General features: G+C 33.7%; 12 protein-coding genes and 1 other RNA gene. 7 read left to right on the top strand and 6 right to left on the bottom strand.

Annotated elements, in window-relative coordinates:
• Positions 1–93: 93 nt before the first annotated feature.
• The gene (locus DF185_RS09185) at positions 94–399 is read right to left on the bottom strand and encodes a hypothetical protein (RefSeq protein ID WP_110360442.1); all 306 of its coding nucleotides are present in this window, start codon (positions 397–399) and stop codon (positions 94–96) included.
• A gap of 424 nt (positions 400–823) precedes the next feature.
• On the opposite strand from DF185_RS09185, the gene DF185_RS09180 reads away from it, so the two are divergent.
• Together DF185_RS09180 and DF185_RS09175 are read left to right on the top strand one after the other, a co-directional pair.
• Positions 824–1,693 (top strand): hypothetical protein, encoded by an 870-nt coding sequence (locus DF185_RS09180; protein ID WP_110360441.1) that lies wholly within the window; start codon positions 824–826, stop codon positions 1,691–1,693.
• 22 nt (positions 1,694–1,715) lie between these two features.
• On the top strand, positions 1,716–2,456 hold the full coding sequence (locus DF185_RS09175; protein WP_110360440.1) for a hypothetical protein: 741 nt from the start codon (positions 1,716–1,718) through the stop codon (positions 2,454–2,456).
• Between the two features lie 482 nt (positions 2,457–2,938).
• Here DF185_RS09175 and DF185_RS09170 read toward each other — a convergent pair whose 3' ends face one another.
• From DF185_RS09170 to ssrA, 3 genes are all read right to left on the bottom strand, one after another.
• Positions 2,939–3,970, bottom strand: a complete 1,032-nt coding sequence (locus DF185_RS09170) for a hypothetical protein (RefSeq protein ID WP_110360439.1) — start codon at positions 3,968–3,970, stop codon at positions 2,939–2,941.
• Between the two features lie 8 nt (positions 3,971–3,978).
• On the bottom strand, positions 3,979–5,199 hold the full coding sequence (locus DF185_RS09165; RefSeq protein ID WP_110360438.1) for a site-specific integrase: 1,221 nt from the start codon (positions 5,197–5,199) through the stop codon (positions 3,979–3,981).
• A gap of 168 nt (positions 5,200–5,367) precedes the next feature.
• Positions 5,368–5,771, bottom strand: a transfer-messenger RNA (tmRNA) gene (gene ssrA / locus DF185_RS09160).
• Between the two features lie 257 nt (positions 5,772–6,028).
• Between ssrA and DF185_RS09155 the strand changes: the two genes are divergently transcribed.
• Complete coding sequence (locus DF185_RS09155; RefSeq protein ID WP_110360437.1) at positions 6,029–7,261, top strand: NAD(P)-dependent oxidoreductase; 1,233 nt, start codon at positions 6,029–6,031, stop codon at positions 7,259–7,261.
• 41 nt (positions 7,262–7,302) lie between these two features.
• Here DF185_RS09155 and rpe read toward each other — a convergent pair whose 3' ends face one another.
• Together rpe and DF185_RS09145 are read right to left on the bottom strand one after the other, a co-directional pair.
• On the bottom strand, positions 7,303–7,953 hold the full coding sequence (rpe, locus tag DF185_RS09150; RefSeq protein ID WP_110360436.1) for a ribulose-phosphate 3-epimerase: 651 nt from the start codon (positions 7,951–7,953) through the stop codon (positions 7,303–7,305).
• A gap of 116 nt (positions 7,954–8,069) precedes the next feature.
• Positions 8,070–8,936, bottom strand: coding sequence for a sigma-70 family RNA polymerase sigma factor (locus DF185_RS09145; RefSeq protein WP_110360607.1), 867 nt, complete (start codon positions 8,934–8,936; stop codon positions 8,070–8,072).
• 306 nt (positions 8,937–9,242) lie between these two features.
• Here DF185_RS09145 and rho point away from each other — a divergent pair, with 306 nt between their 5' ends.
• The 4 genes from rho (at position 9,243) to DF185_RS09125 (ending at position 17,452) form a co-directional block, all read left to right on the top strand.
• A complete protein-coding gene (gene rho / locus DF185_RS09140; protein WP_110360435.1) occupies positions 9,243–10,988 on the top strand; it encodes a transcription termination factor Rho in 1,746 nt (581 codons plus the stop codon).
• A gap of 216 nt (positions 10,989–11,204) precedes the next feature.
• Complete coding sequence (locus DF185_RS09135; RefSeq protein WP_110360434.1) at positions 11,205–12,392, top strand: ATP-binding protein; 1,188 nt, start codon at positions 11,205–11,207, stop codon at positions 12,390–12,392.
• A gap of 60 nt (positions 12,393–12,452) precedes the next feature.
• Positions 12,453–16,007 carry a pyruvate:ferredoxin (flavodoxin) oxidoreductase gene (gene nifJ, locus DF185_RS09130; protein ID WP_110360433.1) on the top strand — a complete coding sequence of 1,185 codons (3,555 nt, stop codon included), beginning with the start codon at positions 12,453–12,455 and terminating at the stop codon, positions 16,005–16,007.
• 431 nt (positions 16,008–16,438) lie between these two features.
• The gene (locus tag DF185_RS09125; RefSeq protein ID WP_110360432.1) at positions 16,439–17,452 is read left to right on the top strand and encodes a dihydroorotate dehydrogenase-like protein; all 1,014 of its coding nucleotides are present in this window, start codon (positions 16,439–16,441) and stop codon (positions 17,450–17,452) included.
• The last annotated feature ends 254 nt before the right edge of the window (positions 17,453–17,706 follow it).

Below are 17,706 nucleotides of genomic sequence, written 5' to 3'. Positions count from 1 at the left end.
CCATAAACATTAATGAGTATCATTTATTTACTTAATAAACTTGATACTCATATTTGTTAACAGATTATCTATAGAACTACGTTAATTTATAATTTAGGAATAGAAAGATTTCAATAGGGAATTAACTTCCTGAGGGCTTAATTTTGATGTATCATAAATTGCATACATCCATCCTTTAGCACCTGCTTCAAATCCAATGCAGTTTAAGCTTCCTCCATCATAACCATGATTCCTAAAAAGATTTTCAAAATCTATGGTGAATTTTGAGATTATTGTTTTTGAAGCTACAAGTTCTGTCTCTGTTAAAAAGCCTTCATCTTCCAGTTTGTTGACGTAAAGGTCAATTTGTTTTTCTAGTCGAGTAAAAATATCTTTTTTAGCATTAATTAAGTCAATCATCTTTTGCTTTTTAATGTTTCTTATGTGAAGATAATAAAAATAGTATTATCTTATTTTAAGAAGATAACTTATTCTATTATTGTTCTTATATATTTTAATAGTGAATAAAGAGGTTATTCTGATATAAATATCATTATGGAATAATAAATATTGAATGAATAATATTGTCAACTTGTGTTAAATAATTACCTTTGTAATTAGAAATTATATAAGAAAAATATTGCGTTACTGAAGTTTCTCTACAGATAAAACCGCCAATTTTAATGAGTAAGAGGAATGGACGAGTGAACGCACCAAGATATGGTGTGTTCCCTTGTTTTGTTGTACTTACTCAGGGTGCTTGGCGGTACCTTTCTGTGGTATAATTGAATAGGGGACATGCCTCTTTTTGTTTTAGGAGCTTTGGTTGCTAAAACAAAGAAAAATGAAAGCACTACTTAATTCTGGTCCAACACAAATAAACCTGATTGATTTATCTGTTAAAGAACAATTTTACCTTGCTTCATTTTTAAAATCAGCTCCCTTTCTAAAATCAAATGACTCAAATGGTGTAAAACTGAGCCCTACTAAATATTCGGATAATTATATATTCAAATATCTTCTTGATAAATCAATCATTTCAGTATTTACAGAAAATAATGTAAATATTGATTCTCTTGATCTTTTTCGTCATGTTAAAAATGATCAGATTACGATTGATATAAATGTATTCTCTACAGATTTAGCAGATAATCAATTATTATCAAATCTTCAAGATCCTGTAATTTCAAAATGCAATCAATTAGAACTTGAAGAGTTAACCAAAGAAGTTCTTGTCTTGGAATGCATTGAATTTATTATAGTAAAATTGAAATACATTGATATTCCATTTAATTACTCTTATGAAATTTTTGAACAGATAAAAGATATTCTTCAATACTTTTCTGCTAGTCAGTTTTGCTACGTGTATTGGGAACAGCTAAAATCATTGAACTACGAAAGGTCGGCTGGTAAAATTAATTCTAATCAATTAATTGAGAATAATATCTCAACTACAATTAGCTTCTTGAAGAAAGCCAAGAAAGAAAACTGGAGAGTATCTGGTTATTATAGAGACAAGAACTACACACCTTCTGTTTTTTCAAATCTAATCCTTATTTATCAATACACATGGGGGCTTAAAAATTTTTATAAAAGACCAAATTCATCTAGCAACCTACAATTACATGTTGAATTAAATCCTGATTGTAGCTTAGATCCAAATAAACAGTTTATAAGGAGTAATGGTGATATAACGAATTCATTAATACTATAATAAATCAATTAATTTAAATTACATGAACAAATTATTATTTATCAGTTTCCTTTTGGGAATCTTATTAATTTTTTCAAGTTGCAGCAAAACGGAAAAAGACTTTGTTGGTAAATATCAAACATTTATTTCAGAGAAGTTTTTTGTCAATAAAGACCTTGAAAGGTTAATGCTTGAAAGATCAGTTGCAAGGTATAGAAATAGAAAGAAAAAGCATGTAAGGGCAAAAAGTGAATTTTATTCAAAACTAGATCCTATAGAACTTGAACTGTTTATAGATGCTTCTGAAAATATCTTAAAAGGAATTTTAAAACTTACTGATAACAAAGTTCAGGGAGGATTCATGTCCGACCAATCAGTTAAAACAACTAGAATAGAATTAGAAACGAATAATTATCGTGTAAATGGAGATACTCTGACATTTAATATCTTTCAAAATTTTGGCAAAACTTCTTCATCTTATGAAACTAAACTTATTTGTCAAGAAGATGGGAAAAATGAAATATGGTTTTTAAAAAGTTTCATTAATCAACTTACCAAATTAGAAAAATCGACACCATGCCTTAAAGGAGAAACAAAAGACTTTCTAATTTTTAATACAATAACTTCCAGTGCAAAGCATGACATTTTAATTACTTACTATTCAAACGAAATAGATTCATTACAAAAACTAATTGATTCAAAAAAATATAAATTAGCTGATCAGGAAGCTCTTGAAAATGGTATCAAAAAAATGAAAGGTTTTATAACGGAAGGTGCAGAATAGACACTATTTGAAGCTGTTCTATAAGGTGCATGAGAAAGTTGAAATTTTTTAATGGGATTTTAACTTTTGAATAGATCATTATAAATGAACTTAGAAAGGAGAAGTTATGTATAATTTGGATGAATTACTTGAAGGAATAAATGACTCTAATTTGCAAGAAGAAATTTCATGTGGAGATCCTATTGGTAATGAGGAATGGTAATATCTTATAGAGATTGATTAATTGCCAATACTAATTCTAAAGAAATTTATATTATAAGATCAGGAAGTTTTTGAAAATTGTATTGAAAAAATGAAAGGTTTTATGAGCAAAGGCGCAGAATAAGCCCAGGAGTAAAGTAAATACAGTTTACTTGTTTCAAATTATTTCGGTTCTTGGTGATAGTTTTACCATATATACCATCGTTACCATAGTTTATTGCATTTATGGTAATGATGGTATTTTTTTATTTCTATAAAAATAGCACAATTTATGCTATTCTTTAAAAGTGTGATTTAATTACATGTTTTAAAGATATTTGCTCATTTTTGTCTAATTGAATTGGAGTTTCTTTATTCGAAATAATTGTGTGACAAAATATTTTAAGAATAACTTTAAGTTCTTCATCTTTTGTTTTGAATTCAAAACGTGAGTTTTTTAATTGATAAAATAGTCTTTCTGTGTTTTGATTTACTTCAGGTTCAACTTCACTTCTTACGTTATTAATTTTAGAAGAATTTATTTTTAATTGCTCAATAAAGAAATCATATAGCTTCCAAACAGCATAGTTCGTCTTTGTCAGTACAAAAGGATTTTTGAAGGAATCTGTAACAAAATTAGATCCATTTTTTTTTGAGAAAATGTTGGAAAAAATTGACTTAATAGTAGAAGTTGGGATCTTATTATTCATAAGATTGTTTTTTACAAATAAAAAGAATAGAACTCCTGTCATGTTTGCCTCTGCAACAATAGGGGCTTGAAGACTGGAATTTTGTTTTGGGACTTTTTTGGAGAGTAGATTTAGTTCTGAGCATAAATGATTCCTATATTTAGTTAGTCTACTTCTTATGTCATTTTCAAAGAAGCTGTGTAATCTTACCAATGGTATTGATAATATTGAACTAATTGTACAGGCTAAATGCGTTATATTTCTTGCATATAAATTATCCATCCAGGTGAAGTAAAAGAATAAAGCTGTGAAAATAAGAAAAGTTGTAAACCATAAAATTGATCTTTTTCTTAGTTTAATTAGTTTCTCAACTCTTTCCATTCTTCTATCAACAAAATTGATTCTATATTCAATGATTTCTGTTTTTGTAAATGAATCGCACAATTTACTATTGTAGCTGATGATTAAATCTCCGGTTGATATTAGTGAAGTTACACTTCGGGTGTAAAAGAATATATAATCATACAGGGCGATTATATATTGTTTTGGAGAAAAGGCGATTTTCACTCTCATTATTAAATTTCCTGTTGATATTAGTGAAGATGTGATTTTTCCATGTGTTTTTAGAGTTTTTGCTGAAGTCATAGTATATTTTATTTATTGAGTTTATTTAAAAGACTATCCATTTCTTTCGATACTTTCTCTTCAACCACTTTGGCGTAGATTTGTGTGGTACGAATTGACTTGTGTCCTAAAATTGATGCAACTGTTTCTATTGATACGCCATTACTTAATGCAATTGTAGTTGCAAATGTGTGCCGTGCAACGTGAGTTGTTAGGTTTTTATTGATTTCACACAAGTCCGCAATTTCCTTTAGATATGCATTGTATTTTACATTTGATGGTATGGGAAATAGTTTGTTGTTTCTAATGGAATCCGGATGGTTTTTATACTTCTCAATAATTACAAATGCTTTTGGTAAGATTGGAATATTAGCTTGTGTTTTTGTTTTAGTACGTTCTGTAATTATCCATTTCTTTCCATCAAAATGTGATTGAATATGATCAGGGGACAATTTTTCAATTTCACTATAAGGGTATCCGGTATAGCAAGAGAACACGAAAAAATCTTTTATTTGTTCTAGGCGTTTAACTTTGAACTCTTTTTTTTCTAATCGATCCAGTTCTTCTTGTGATAAGTAAACCCTTTTGGTTTCTTCTAGCTTTACTGAAAAATTAACAAATGGATCCTTATCAAGCCATTCCTTTTTAATAGCCAAGAATATTACTTTTTTAAAGTTTTTGATATACTTTATGGATGAATTGTGATTGCATTTTCGTACCGTTTTGAAGTAATGTGCTAAATCTTCAATGAATTGGTAGTTCAATTCATTGAGAAGAATGTCATTTTGATCGTATTTGAATTTGATAAAGTTTTTGATGTGATCTAGGGTAGTCTCGTATCTTTTGTAAGTAGAAGGAGAGTAGTCAATTCCTACTCGCTCTTTTAAAAGTGTATTGTGCTGTTCAAATGCTTTTACAAGAGAGCTGGTGTTTGTCTGTTTTTTTAATAATGTATCCTTAATTATTTTAGCACTTACGGTTTTGTCATTTTCAATAAGTTTTTGATAAATCCTGTTCGCTTTACTTTTATAGTTTGTTAGAAATTGGTTTAGTGCTCGAACATCTTCTTTTGTACCTTTTACTATTCCTGCTTGATTATTCCATTTTTCAGGTTGAACAAATTGTTTGGTGGATATTTCAGCTCTTTTTCCATTCACTGTTACTCTCATGAAAATTGGAGCTTCACCTTTTTTATTTAATTTATCTTTCCGGATGTGGAGTAAGATACCTAGGCTAAACATTTTAGTCATATTCAATAATTGAGTATTTTTCGGATACCTAATTTTGTAAAAATCAAAATTGGTATCTTATAGGTGTCTACTTTTTTGATTTAATTTGATTGAATTTGAATATGAAGATAAAAAAAATCCGCTAAAACTGCACGTTTTGAGCGGATTTGATTTGATTTGACTATTATCTCGTGGAGCTGCAGGGAATCGAACCCTGGTCCAAACATGCGACCAATAGGCTTTCTACATGCTTAGTGATTTATTGATTTTCGACTAAGGGTAGGGAAAGCACACCCGAGACCTTAGCTTATCTTCTAAATTTCGCGAACTACCCGAAGCTTGAAGTTTGCTAACCCTGAATTGTCAGCATCCCATATACTTACCGGAACAAGGTGGAACCATAAGCGGGATGTCTCGTCGCAGCATCCTTGTGCCGCAATTAAGCTTCAATCTACTATGATTCGATTAAGCAGCAAGAGCGTAATTATTTTCGCCAATTAAAAAGTGTGAGATCCGATATTTACGAGCTGGAATCACAACGCTCGACATGCTTACATATCAATTCTACATGCTGTCAAAACCACGTCAGCCCCTAGAATCCATGCAAAATTAGTAAAAATACAATAGCTACTATAGATATTACACCAGAAAAGCTACTGATGTTTCAATTTTTAATACATAATGAATGTATTCTTCTCAAAATCAGCAAATGATATAAGTGTTAAAATTTTAAAGAAAGTTCTTGTATTTGTTAAATGTTTATTAAATTTAAATAAGGATAGTATATTTCTATTGATATAATCTATCGCTTATCAAGAATTCTTTTATATCACACCTAAAAGTTTAGCTTATGAAGAATCGTATTCGAGTAGGAGTATTGCGTGAAACTAAAAATCCACCAGATAAAAGAGTGGCCATTCCACCTTTAACCGGTTTAAAAATATTAGATAAATACCCCGATGTGAGTATTTTCATTCAACCTAGTGATATTAGGTGTTTTTCCGATGCTGAATATAGGGAACAAGGGTATTTTTTAACTGAAGATCTCCGCGAGTGCGATATATTAATAGGTGTAAAGGAGGTTAATATTCCAACATTAATACCAAATAAAACATACTTGTTTTTCTCTCATACAGCTAAAGAACAAGCTCACAATCGCGAGTTGCTTCGCCAGGTTATAAAAAGAAACATTACACTGATAGATTATGAATACCTAACTAATATTTTGGGACAGAGACTTGTTGCATTTGGTCATTGGGCTGGAGTTGTTGGAGCATACAAAGCTCTACGAGCAAGAGGAATGAGGACCGATTTCTTCGATTTACCTCCAGCAAGAACATGTTTGGATATGAATGAAATGTACAAGCACTTAAAAAAGATCACTCTTAAGCCAATAAAAATTCTAATAACAGGTGGAGGAAGGGTTGCAATGGGAGCTATGCAAACCATTCGGGTTTTAAATTTAAAGGAAGTTAATCCAGAAGAGTTTCTAACTACAGAATATGATGAGCCTGTAGTATGCAGAATAGACCCCGATAAATATGTTGAAAGAATTGATGGTTCAGATTTTGATTTGAAGCATTTTTACGATCATCCTGAGATGTACCGATCAACATTTAAGAAGTTTTCAAAAGTTACCGATTTATATATTGCTTGTCATTATTGGGATCCGAAAGCACCACGGTTCTTAACTCCTGAGGATTATAAAGAGGATGATTTTAGAATTTCGGTAATAGCAGATGTTAGTTGTGATATTGATGGACCATTGCCGTCGACTTTGCGACCTTCTACCATTGCTTCTTCTTTTTATGGATATGATAGATTTAGTGAAGAAGAGGCCATCCCGTTTGTTGATAAGCGCAATGTAACGGTTATGGCTGTTGATAATTTACCAGGTGAATTGCCACGTGATTCATCTATTGATTTTGGTGAAGCTTTGGCCGATAATGTTTACGAAGCTTTGTTTAGTGATGACACGGAAGGAATATTAGAACGAGCTACCATAGCTAAAGATGGAAAACTTACAAAGCATTTTGCTTATTTGCAGGATTACCTGGAAGGTAAAGATGCCGTAACTGTATAAAAGCAAAAAGACCAAATGGAATTTCATTTGGTCTTTTTATATTATAAATTTTTCAAATTTGATATGGTATGTGTTGGATCATCAGCTCCAAAAACAAAACTACCTGCAACCAGTGCATTAGCTCCTGCTTCAAGCAATTTCTTTCCAGTCTCCAAATTAACACCACCGTCAACTTCAATTATTGTATTGGCATTTTTCTCAGCAATCATGCTCTTTAACTGCTTTACTTTTTTATAAGTGTTTTCAATAAAGCTTTGTCCTCCAAATCCAGGGTTTACACTCATTAGTAACACCAAATCAATATCTTGAATAATATCTTCAAGAACAGAAACAGGAGTGTGTGGGTTCAAAGAAACACCAGCTTTCATGCCATGTTGCTTGATGTTTTGTACGGTACGGTGCAGGTGAGTACATGCTTCGTAGTGTACAGTTAGATAATCAGCACCAGCTTTTTGAAAAGCCTCAACATATCTATCTGGATCAATAATCATTAAATGAACATCCAATGGCTTTTCAGCAATTTTATTGATTTGTTGTACTACAGGTAGTCCGTATGAGATATTTGGAACAAAAACACCATCCATAATATCCAGGTGAAACCAATCGGCTTCGCTTTTATTAACCATCTCAATGTCAGCTTTAAGGTTTGTAAAATCTGCTGATAATAACGATGGTGAAATAATTGTTTGCATCTGATTGTTTAATATTAGTATTTCAATTTGGCGCAAAGATATAATTAAAAAAGGATAAGAAAGAAATGCTGAAATTTTTCCCTTATCCTTTATACATCATCCAATAATGTAAGTATTTATTCTCCTAAATAAGTTTTTAAGATTTTACTTCTAAAAGTTGACTTCATTCGTTTAATGGCTTTTTCTTTAATCTGGCGAACTCTTTCTCGAGTTAAACCAAATTCCTTTCCAATTTCTTCAAGCGAGTACGGTGGTTTTCCATTTAGACCAAAATACAAACGAATGATAGCGGCTTCTCGTTTTGATAGTGTAGATAAAGATCGCTCGATTTCTTTTCTTAGCGAATCTCTAATTAAAGCCTTATCAGGACTAATTTCATCATTGCTTAATAAGATGTCGTAAAGCGTATTTTCCTCTTCAGGATTGATTGGTGCATCCATAGATACATGACGACCTGATGCTTTTAATGCTTCTTTTACATCTTTTGGGCTCATTTCTAGAGTATTGGCAATTTCTTCAGCTGAAGGTTCACGCTGATACTCTTGCTCTAACTGAGAGAAAGTTTTGTTGATTTTGTTGATGGAACCAATTTTATTTAATGGCAAACGAACGATTCTTGCTTGTTCAGCCAAGGCTTGTAAAATTGATTGACGAATCCACCAAACTGCGTAGGAAATAAATTTAAATCCTCTTGTTTCATCAAACCTTTGGGCAGCCTTAATTAAGCCTAAATTTCCTTCATTAATTAAATCAGGTAAGCTAAGACCTTGGTTCTGATATTGCTTTGATACAGATACAACAAAACGCAGATTACACTTAATAAGCCGATCCAGAGCTTTTTTATCTCCCTTTTTTATCTTCCTGGCAAGTTGAACCTCTTCCTCTGCCGAAATTAGGTCGACCTTCCCAATTTCATGCAGATACTTGTCCAGGGAAGGAGTTTCTCTGTTTGTTACTTGTTTAGTAATTTTTAGCTGTCTCATAGTGGAATTTTGGTATAAAATGATGAAGCCTAACTCCGTCATTAATATTTAAATATAGCAAAATGATTTAAAAAATGAAATCGACGAGAACTTATTTAAGGTGTTAATTTGATCCTGAAAATCATCATAATTTCTATTTTAAGGATTATTATGCAATTATTTTTTGCGAATTATAAGTAATTGCGTAATATTGCATTTGAATTCCGATTGATTCTTCTCATTTAGAGGTCGAAAGATCAGGTTCCGTATTGTTCAAATACAATTCTATCTAAAAAACATTACCCAAAAAATATTAATAAATTATATATGTACGATATTCTTGAATTAAACAAGAAGCTTGTGCCTGAGTTGCGAGAAATCGCTAAAGAACTTAAAATCAAGAAGGTTGAATCTTTTAAAAAACAAGATTTAATTTATAAGATTCTTGATCAACAGGCGATTGTAGCTTCAGAAATGAAATCTTCTGAGAAAAAAACTCCTCGTAAGAGAGTTAAAAAATCAGAAGGAGAGGCAAAGACTGAGGAAGATCAGCCTAAAATTAAGCTACGCAGAAGAAGAAAAACAGAACAACCAGTTAAAGAGGTTGTAAAAGAAGCTGCATCTCAGATTCAACCAGAAGAAAAGAAAGCTGAAGAAGCTCCTGCAAAACCAAAACGTACCAGAAAGGTAGTTGAGAAAAAAGCTGAACCAGTAAAGGTTGAAGCTGAAAATAAAGAGGAAGTTAAAGCTCAGAAAGAAGAGACTCCTGTTGTTAAAGAAGAAAAGCCAAAAATAGAGAAGCAGGAAAGAGCCGAGAAACCTGAAAGAACGGAAAGACCAGAAAGACCAGAAAGGCAAGAAAGAACTGACAGAAACGAAAGACAGGATCGTCAGGATAAAAATCAGCACAGAAAAAGATTCGAAAAAAGAGAGAAAGAAAAACTTTTCGAATTTGATGGAATCATTAATAGTTCTGGAGTATTGGAAATAATGCCTGATGGATATGGTTTCCTACGTTCATCAGATTATAACTATTTAAATTCTCCTGATGATATCTACGTATCCCAATCGCAAATTAAGCTATTTGGTTTAAAAACTGGTGATACAGTTAATGGATCTATCCGTCCTCCTAAAGAAGGTGAAAAATATTTCCCATTAATCAAGGTTGAAAAGATTAATGGTCGTTTGCCAGAGGTAATTCGCGACCGTGTTCCTTTCGATCACTTGACTCCACTTTTCCCAGATGAAAAATTCAATCTAACCGGAGGTTCATCAAACTCATTATCTACACGTGTAGTTGATATGTTTGCGCCTATTGGTAAGGGACAAAGAGGTTTGATTGTTGCGCAGCCAAAAACAGGTAAAACTGTATTATTGAAAGAAGTTGCCAATGCAATTGCTGCCAATAACCCTGAAGCTTATATGATTATTCTTCTGATTGACGAACGTCCGGAAGAGGTAACTGATATGGCAAGAAGTGTAAATGCAGAAGTAATTTCATCTACTTTTGATGAGCCGGCAGAACGTCATGTAAGAGTTGCTAATATTGTGCTTGAAAAAGCAAAACGTATGGTTGAGTGTGGACACGATGTTGTAATCTTGCTTGATTCGATTACTCGTTTGGCTCGTGCTTACAATACAGTTTCTCCAGCATCAGGTAAAGTACTTTCTGGTGGTGTTGATGCAAATGCTCTTCACAAGCCAAAACGTTTCTTTGGTGCTGCTCGTAATATCGAGAATGGAGGATCACTTACTATTTTGGCAACTGCATTAACAGAAACTGGATCTAAAATGGATGAAGTAATTTTCGAAGAATTTAAAGGAACCGGTAATATGGAACTTCAGTTAGATCGTAAATTATCTAACAAGCGTATTTACCCTGCTGTTGACATTACCGCTTCGAGTACACGTCGCGAAGATCTTCTATTGGAAGAAAGCCAGTTGAATCGTATTTGGGTACTTCGTAACTTCTTAACCGATATGAATTCTGTAGAAGCTATGCAGTTTATCAGCGATAGAATGAGAAAAACTCGTTCGAATGAGGAGTTTTTGATTTCGATGAACGACAAATAATTCAAATACAATATGATATAGAAGAGGCCGTAATTTTACGGCCTCTTTTTTTTGTACTACTTTTTTATGGAATGATCAGTTATAGCAAGGGAAAACTGTTGTGCGACATGTTATTTTAAATAAGTATAAATAGCAAAAAATAGATGCTTTTGTAATCTCGAGATTACAAAATTAAGCTTTAATTCTATAAATTTGCCATGTAAATTTCGAAAAAGTATGAACACCTTACTACAGACACATAATAGTTTGTTGAAAAACAAAAAGAGTAATATTCGTCGCCAATTGGCTGATCAAATTGATTGGTCGCAACGATTAATTGCTATTAAAGGTGCCAGAGGTGTGGGTAAAACTACCTTCCTGTTAGACTATGTTCGAGAAAATTGCGCAAACGATAAATCATGTCTTTATATAAACATGAACAATCTGTTCTTTACTGAAAGAGGACTTGTATCGTTTGTTGATGAATTCTATAAAAAAGGTGGCAAGTTGCTATTGTTGGATCAGATTCATAAATATCCTGATTGGGCAAAAGATTTAAAAACTTGCTATGAGCAATGTGGTGACTTAAAAATTATATTTACGGCTTCTTCTATTTTACGAGTAAAAACAAACGAGGAACTTAAAGATATTGTGAATGTGTATTACCTTAATGGATTATCATTCCGAGAATTTTTAAATCACGAAACTGGAAACAAATTCAAGAGCTATTCTTTAGAAGATATTATCGAAAATCACGAGGAGATTGTCGATGAAATTCTTGAGAAAGTAAGACCTCTGGCTTATTTTAATGATTATTTGCGTTACGGATATTATCCATGTTATCAGGAAGAGAAAAGTTTCATTGATAATTTATTGAAAATTATCAACCTGATGTTGGAGTTTGATATTACGTATTTGAACCAAATAGAATTAAAATATCTGCCAAAGCTAAAGAAGCTACTTTATATCATTTCGAGCAATGTGCCATTTCAGCCAAATGTTAGCAAGTTGGCAAATGATGTGGAAACGTCAAGAGCTACGATTATGAATTACTTGCGATATTTGAAAAATGCACGATTAATTCGTTTGCTTAACTCGAAGGATAGCTATAAAGATTCATCTAAAAAGCCTAATAAGGTATATTTACACAATACCAATTTATTGTATGCCATATCTCCTGAAAATATTGATCAGGATAACTTACGTGAAACATTTTTTTACAATCAGGTAGCACCTACGAGACTTTTTACAAGCACGGATATGGGACACTTTTTAGTGAATGACAAATACAATTTTAAAATTACAGGCAATACAAATATGTCTGATTCTAACATTAGAACAGAAGATTTATTTGAAGCAGCCGACATGATCGAACGCGGTGAAGGAAATAAAATTCCTTTATGGTTGTTCGGTTTTTTATATTAGAGAATTAAATAACAGAAATAAATTAAACTACCATTAATTAAAATTAATTGGAGGAGTAAAATGGCAAGAGAAAAAAAATTCATTACCTGCGACGGTAATGCTGCTGCCGCTCACGTAGCATATATGTTTAGTGAGGTGTCTTGTATTTACCCAATCACACCTTCTTCGCCTATGGCTGAGAATGTTGATGAGTGGGCTGCACAAGGCCGCAAAAACATTTTTGGCGAAACTGTTCGTCTAGTTGAAATGCAATCAGAAGCTGGTGCTGCAGGTGCAGTTCACGGTTCTTTACAAGCTGGTGCATTAACAACTACTTATACTGCATCTCAGGGATTATTGTTGATGATTCCTAACATGTATAAGATCTCTGGTGAGTTATTACCATGTGTATTCCACGTAAGTGCACGTGCATTGGCTGCTCAGGCGCTTTCTATTTTTGGTGATCATTCAGATGTTTACTCTGCAAGACAAACAGGTTTTGCTATGTTAGCATCAGGTTCTGTACAGGAAGTTATGGACCTTTCTGCAGTTGCTCACCTTACTGCAATTAAGTCTCGCGTTCCTTTCATCAACTTCTTCGACGGATTCCGTACTTCACACGAAATTCAAAAAGTTGAAGCTGTTGACGCTGACGATATGAAAGAATTGGTAGATATGGAAGCTCTTCAAGAGTTCCGTAATCGTGCTTTGAATCCAGAATCTCCTGTAACTAGAGGTACTGCTCAAAACCCGGATATCTACTTCCAGTCTCGTGAGGCTGCAAACCCATTCTACGAAAAAGTACCTGAAATCGTAGAAGGCTATATGAACGAAATTACCAAGTTAACTGGTAGAGAATACAAGCCATTCGTATATTATGGTGCTGAAGATGCCGAAAACATCATCATCGCTATGGGATCTGTAACGGAAACTATCAAAGAGGTTATAGATTTTAAGATTGCAAATGGCGAAAAAGTTGGTATGGTTGGTGTACACCTATATCGTCCATTCTCAGCTAAGCATTTCTTAAGCGTTGTTCCTGAATCTGTGAAGAGAATTTGTGTTCTTGACAGAACTAAGGAGCCAGGTGCTAACGGAGATCCAATGTATCTTGATGTTAGAGAAGTATTCTACGGAAAAGAAAATGCTCCTATCGTAGTTGGTGGTCGTTACGGTTTAGGTTCTAAGGATGTTACTCCATCTCAAATTATTGCTGTTTACAAAAACTTGGCAATGAACGAACCTAAAAACCAATTCACTTTAGGTATTGTTGATGATGTTACATTCAGATCTCTTCCATTGGAAGCTGAGTTGAAAGTAAACTCTGAAAAATTATATGAAGCTAAATTTTATGGTTTAGGTTCTGATGGTACTGTAGGTGCTAACAAAAACTCTATCAAGATTATTGGTAGTGCAACTGATAAGTATTGTCAAGCTTATTTTGCTTACGATTCTAAAAAATCAGGTGGTTTTACTGCTTCTCACCTTCGTTTTGGTGATGATCCAATCCGTTCTACTTACCTTGTGACTACTCCTGACTTTGTAGCATGTCACGTTCCTGCATACGTATACTTGTACGATGTATTGAAAGGATTGAAAAAAGGTGGTTCATTCTTGTTGAACTCTATCTACGATGTAGAAGAGACTAAGAATCACTTACCTGATCACATGAAGAAGTACATTGCTGAAAATGATATCAAATTCTATATCATCAATGGTACTAAATTAGGTGAAGAGTTAGGTCTTGGTACAAGAACCAATACTATCATGCAGGCTGCATTCTTCAAAATTACTGGTGTAATTCCATTCGAATTGGCAGTAGAAGAAATGAAGAAAGCAATTGTGAAGTCTTATGGTAACAAAGGTGAAAAAGTTGTTAACATGAACTTCTCGGCTGTTGATGCTGGTGGTGAAAATGTAATTGAAGTTGAAGTTCCTGCTGAATGGAAAAACATAGAAGCTGAAGGATTCAAGACTGACTCAACTGGTCGTCCTGAGTTTGTAGCTAATGTTTGTGATCCTATGAACGCTCAAACTGGTGATGATCTTCCAGTTTCTGCATTCCAGGGTAGAGAAGATGGTACTTTCCCAGCTGGTACAACTAAATATGAAAAACGTGGTATCGCAGTAAGCGTTCCTGAATGGAAAGAAGAAACTTGTATTCAGTGTAACCAGTGTGCTTACGTTTGTCCTCACGCTGCTATTCGTCCATTCTTGTTAACAGAAGAAGAAGTTGCTGCTGCTCCTGCTGGAACTGCAGTTAAGCCAGCTACAGGAAAAGACCTTAAAGGATTAAGCTTCCGTATTCAGGTTGCTCCTCTAGATTGTACAGGTTGTGGTAACTGTGTTGACGTTTGTCCGGCTCCTAAAGCTAAGGCTCTTGAAATGAAGCACCTTGAAACTCAGGATGCTGAGAAAGAGAGATGGCACTACATGGATAAGAAAGTAGGTTACAAAGAGCTTCTTCCTAAAAACAACGTGAAAAACTCACAGTTCGCTCAGCCATTATTCGAGTTCTCTGGAGCTTGTGCTGGTTGTGGTGAAACTCCATACATCAAATTAATCACTCAATTGTACGGTGAGAGAATGATTGTGGCTAATGCTACAGGTTGTTCTTCTATCTATGGTGGTTCTGCTCCATCTACTCCATACTGTAAGAACGATAAGAGCGGTAAAGGTCCAGCTTGGGCTAACTCTCTATTCGAAGATAATGCTGAGTATGGTTACGGTATGGCAGAAGGTGTTAACAAAATGCGTGCTCGTATTGCTCAGCGCATGGAAGAGAACATGGATGCTGTTAACGATGCAACTAAGGCTGCATTTGCTGAGTGGTTAGAAGGAAAAGACAATGCTGATGCTTCAGAAGTTGCTTCTCCAAAAGTTGAAGCTGCTTTAGCTAACGAAACTCACGAAGTTGCTAAGGAAATCTTGAACTTGAAGCAATACTTAGTGAAGAAGTCTATCTGGATCTTCGGTGGTGACGGTTGGGCTTATGATATAGGTTTCGGTGGTTTAGATCACGTATTGGCTTCTGGTGAAGATGTAAATGTATTGGTAATGGATACTGAGATTTACTCTAACACTGGTGGACAGGCTTCTAAATCAACTCCAGTAGGTGCTGTAGCTAAATTTGCTGCTGCTGGTAAGCGTATCAGAAAGAAAGACCTTGGTATGATTGCAATGTCTTACGGATATGTTTATGTAGCTCAGGTAGCAATGGGTGCAAACCAAGCTCAGTACTACAAGGCATTGAAAGAAGCTGAAGCTTATCCAGGACCATCATTGATCATCGCTTATTCTCCATGTATTTCTCACGGATTGAAAGCATCTATGGGTAAATCACAAGCTGAGGAGAAAAAAGCTGTTGAAGCTGGATACTGGCACTTGTATCGTAACAACCCTATGTTAGAAGCAGAAGGTAAGAACCCATTTGTTCTTGATTCAAAAGAACCTAAGTGGGAAAACTTCCAGGATTTCTTATTAGGTGAGGTACGTTATACTTCTCTACAGAAGTCATTCCCAGAAGAAGCTAAGGAATTATTCGTAGCTGCAGAAGAGAATGCGAAGTGGAGATATAAAGCTTACAAGCGTCAAGCTTCATTAGATTATTCTGAAGAAGAAAAAGAACTTGCATAAGTTTTTGATCTAATTATATAGAAAGGGGCTCTGTTTAGAGCCCCTTTTTTTATTGAATTGTCGTGAAAGCGACAGTTTAATACATTTTGTCATTGTAACTTTTTGCTCATAGAGTATAAAAATGGTTTCTATATATTGAGATAATAGTGCCTATTAGATATTTCAGAACCAAAAGCATAAGATAATTGTTATGAAATTAGTGATCCTAAAGCATAGCTCCGGATCGGAAAGGCAGAGTGGTAAGTTGGTGGATCTTACTATTCTGCCTTTCTTAATTTAAAAAAAAATATAAGACTTGTAAGTCTTGTATTTAAAAGGGTTCATGTGATTTGTTGTGATTTTCAGATTGTTGAAATTGAAATTAGAGTTGAATTTATCAAGTTCATTTCTTAAATTTATTTATACCCAATAAATTTTTAATCCAAAATCATATGGCAAATTTAAACGTTGAATTCATGGGATTAAATTTAAAAAATCCCATTATAGTAGGGGCTTGTACCCTTTCAGCTACCGTTGAGGGAGCTAAAGATCTTGAAGAGGCAGGTGCTGCTGCCATTGTATATAAATCTCTATTCGAAGAGCAGATTATTATGGAACGTGCACAACTTTCCGATGAATTGGATGAATACGCACATCGCAATGCTGAGATGACCTCCCTGTTTCCAGCATTGGAACATGCTGGACCTAAAGCCCATCTGCTTAAGCTAAAAGAGGTCAGGGAGAATGTGAATATTCCTGTAATTGCAAGTCTGAATTGTTTGTACGATGTTACTTGGTTCGAGTATGCCAAAGAATTGGAAGATGTTGGAGTGGACGCCTTAGAGCTAAACTTTTACCAAATGCCAATTGATGGTGAAAAAACTGCAGAGCAAATGGAAGAGGAAAAAGTGAAAATTGTAGAGACTCTAAAAGAAAGACTTTCCATTCCATTTTCAATAAAGTTGAGCCCATACTATACCAACATCCTAAATTTTGTTCAAAGGTTAGATAAAGCTGGCGCTTCAGCTTTCATTTTATTCAATCGTCTGTTCCAACCAGAAATAGATGTTGAAACAGAAGCTCATGTTACAAATTTTAACTTAAGCAATCCAGGTGATTTTAAATTAGGCTTAAGATATGTTGGTCTTACGCATGGTAAAGTTAAGGGAGATTTATGTGGAGCCAACGGTATTTATGGATCTACAGATGTACTGCAAATGCTTTTAAGTGGAGCAAAAACAGTTCAAATGGTTAGCTCTTTGTATAAAAATACTCCAGCAGTTATTGAAAAGGTATTATATGAACTTGAAGAGTGGATGGATAAGAAAGGGTACAAGTCTGTTGATGAATTTAGAGGCAAATTATCTGATAAAGAATTAAAAGCCTCGGATGTATATTACAGAGCTCAATATCTTGATTTTCTTTTGCATCCTGAAGAAGTTATTAATAAAAATTTGATGAGATAAAATACTGATTATTTAAACATAAAAGTCTGCCAATAGGCAGGCTTTTTTTGTGAAATATAAGTGTGAAAAATAGATGTTTAATTTTTCGCAAACGTTTGAAAAAGAAAAGTGTACGTGCATAAAAAAAAACTACAGAAAAGCATCCGAAATGACGCAATTATATTTTTAAAATTAAAAAAAGAAAACTACTTTTGTGTGCGTATTTTCGCATGACAAAAATCATGCTTAATCCCTTTAAATTTATTGTTTTAAAT

Source organism: Marinifilum breve, from assembly GCF_003202155.1.
Taxonomy (GTDB): Bacteria; Bacteroidota; Bacteroidia; order Bacteroidales; family Marinifilaceae; genus Marinifilum; species Marinifilum breve.
Note: the sequence above shows the minus strand (reverse complement) of the source record. Positions and strands in the feature narration are given on the sequence as shown.

What these genes read in the sequence shown, in the direction of transcription:
- DF185_RS09165 (WP_110360438.1), bottom strand. Translation starts at nt 5,199, where the DNA reads ATGACTAAAATGTTTAGCCTAGGTATCTTACTCCACATCCGGAAAGAT.
- DF185_RS09170 (WP_110360439.1), bottom strand. Translation starts at nt 3,970, where the DNA reads ATGACTTCAGCAAAAACTCTAAAAACACATGGAAAAATCACATCTTCA.
- rho (WP_110360435.1), top strand. Translation starts at nt 9,243, where the DNA reads ATGTACGATATTCTTGAATTAAACAAGAAGCTTGTGCCTGAGTTGCGA.
- DF185_RS09155 (WP_110360437.1), top strand. Translation starts at nt 6,029, where the DNA reads ATGAAGAATCGTATTCGAGTAGGAGTATTGCGTGAAACTAAAAATCCA.
- DF185_RS09175 (WP_110360440.1), top strand. Translation starts at nt 1,716, where the DNA reads ATGAACAAATTATTATTTATCAGTTTCCTTTTGGGAATCTTATTAATT.
- DF185_RS09180 (WP_110360441.1), top strand. Translation starts at nt 824, where the DNA reads ATGAAAGCACTACTTAATTCTGGTCCAACACAAATAAACCTGATTGAT.
- rpe (WP_110360436.1), bottom strand. Translation starts at nt 7,953, where the DNA reads ATGCAAACAATTATTTCACCATCGTTATTATCAGCAGATTTTACAAAC.
- DF185_RS09185 (WP_110360442.1), bottom strand. Translation starts at nt 399, where the DNA reads ATGATTGACTTAATTAATGCTAAAAAAGATATTTTTACTCGACTAGAA.
- DF185_RS09125 (WP_110360432.1), top strand. Translation starts at nt 16,439, where the DNA reads ATGGCAAATTTAAACGTTGAATTCATGGGATTAAATTTAAAAAATCCC.
- DF185_RS09135 (WP_110360434.1), top strand. Translation starts at nt 11,205, where the DNA reads ATGAACACCTTACTACAGACACATAATAGTTTGTTGAAAAACAAAAAG.
- nifJ (WP_110360433.1), top strand. Translation starts at nt 12,453, where the DNA reads ATGGCAAGAGAAAAAAAATTCATTACCTGCGACGGTAATGCTGCTGCC.
- DF185_RS09145 (WP_110360607.1), bottom strand. Translation starts at nt 8,936, where the DNA reads ATGAGACAGCTAAAAATTACTAAACAAGTAACAAACAGAGAAACTCCT.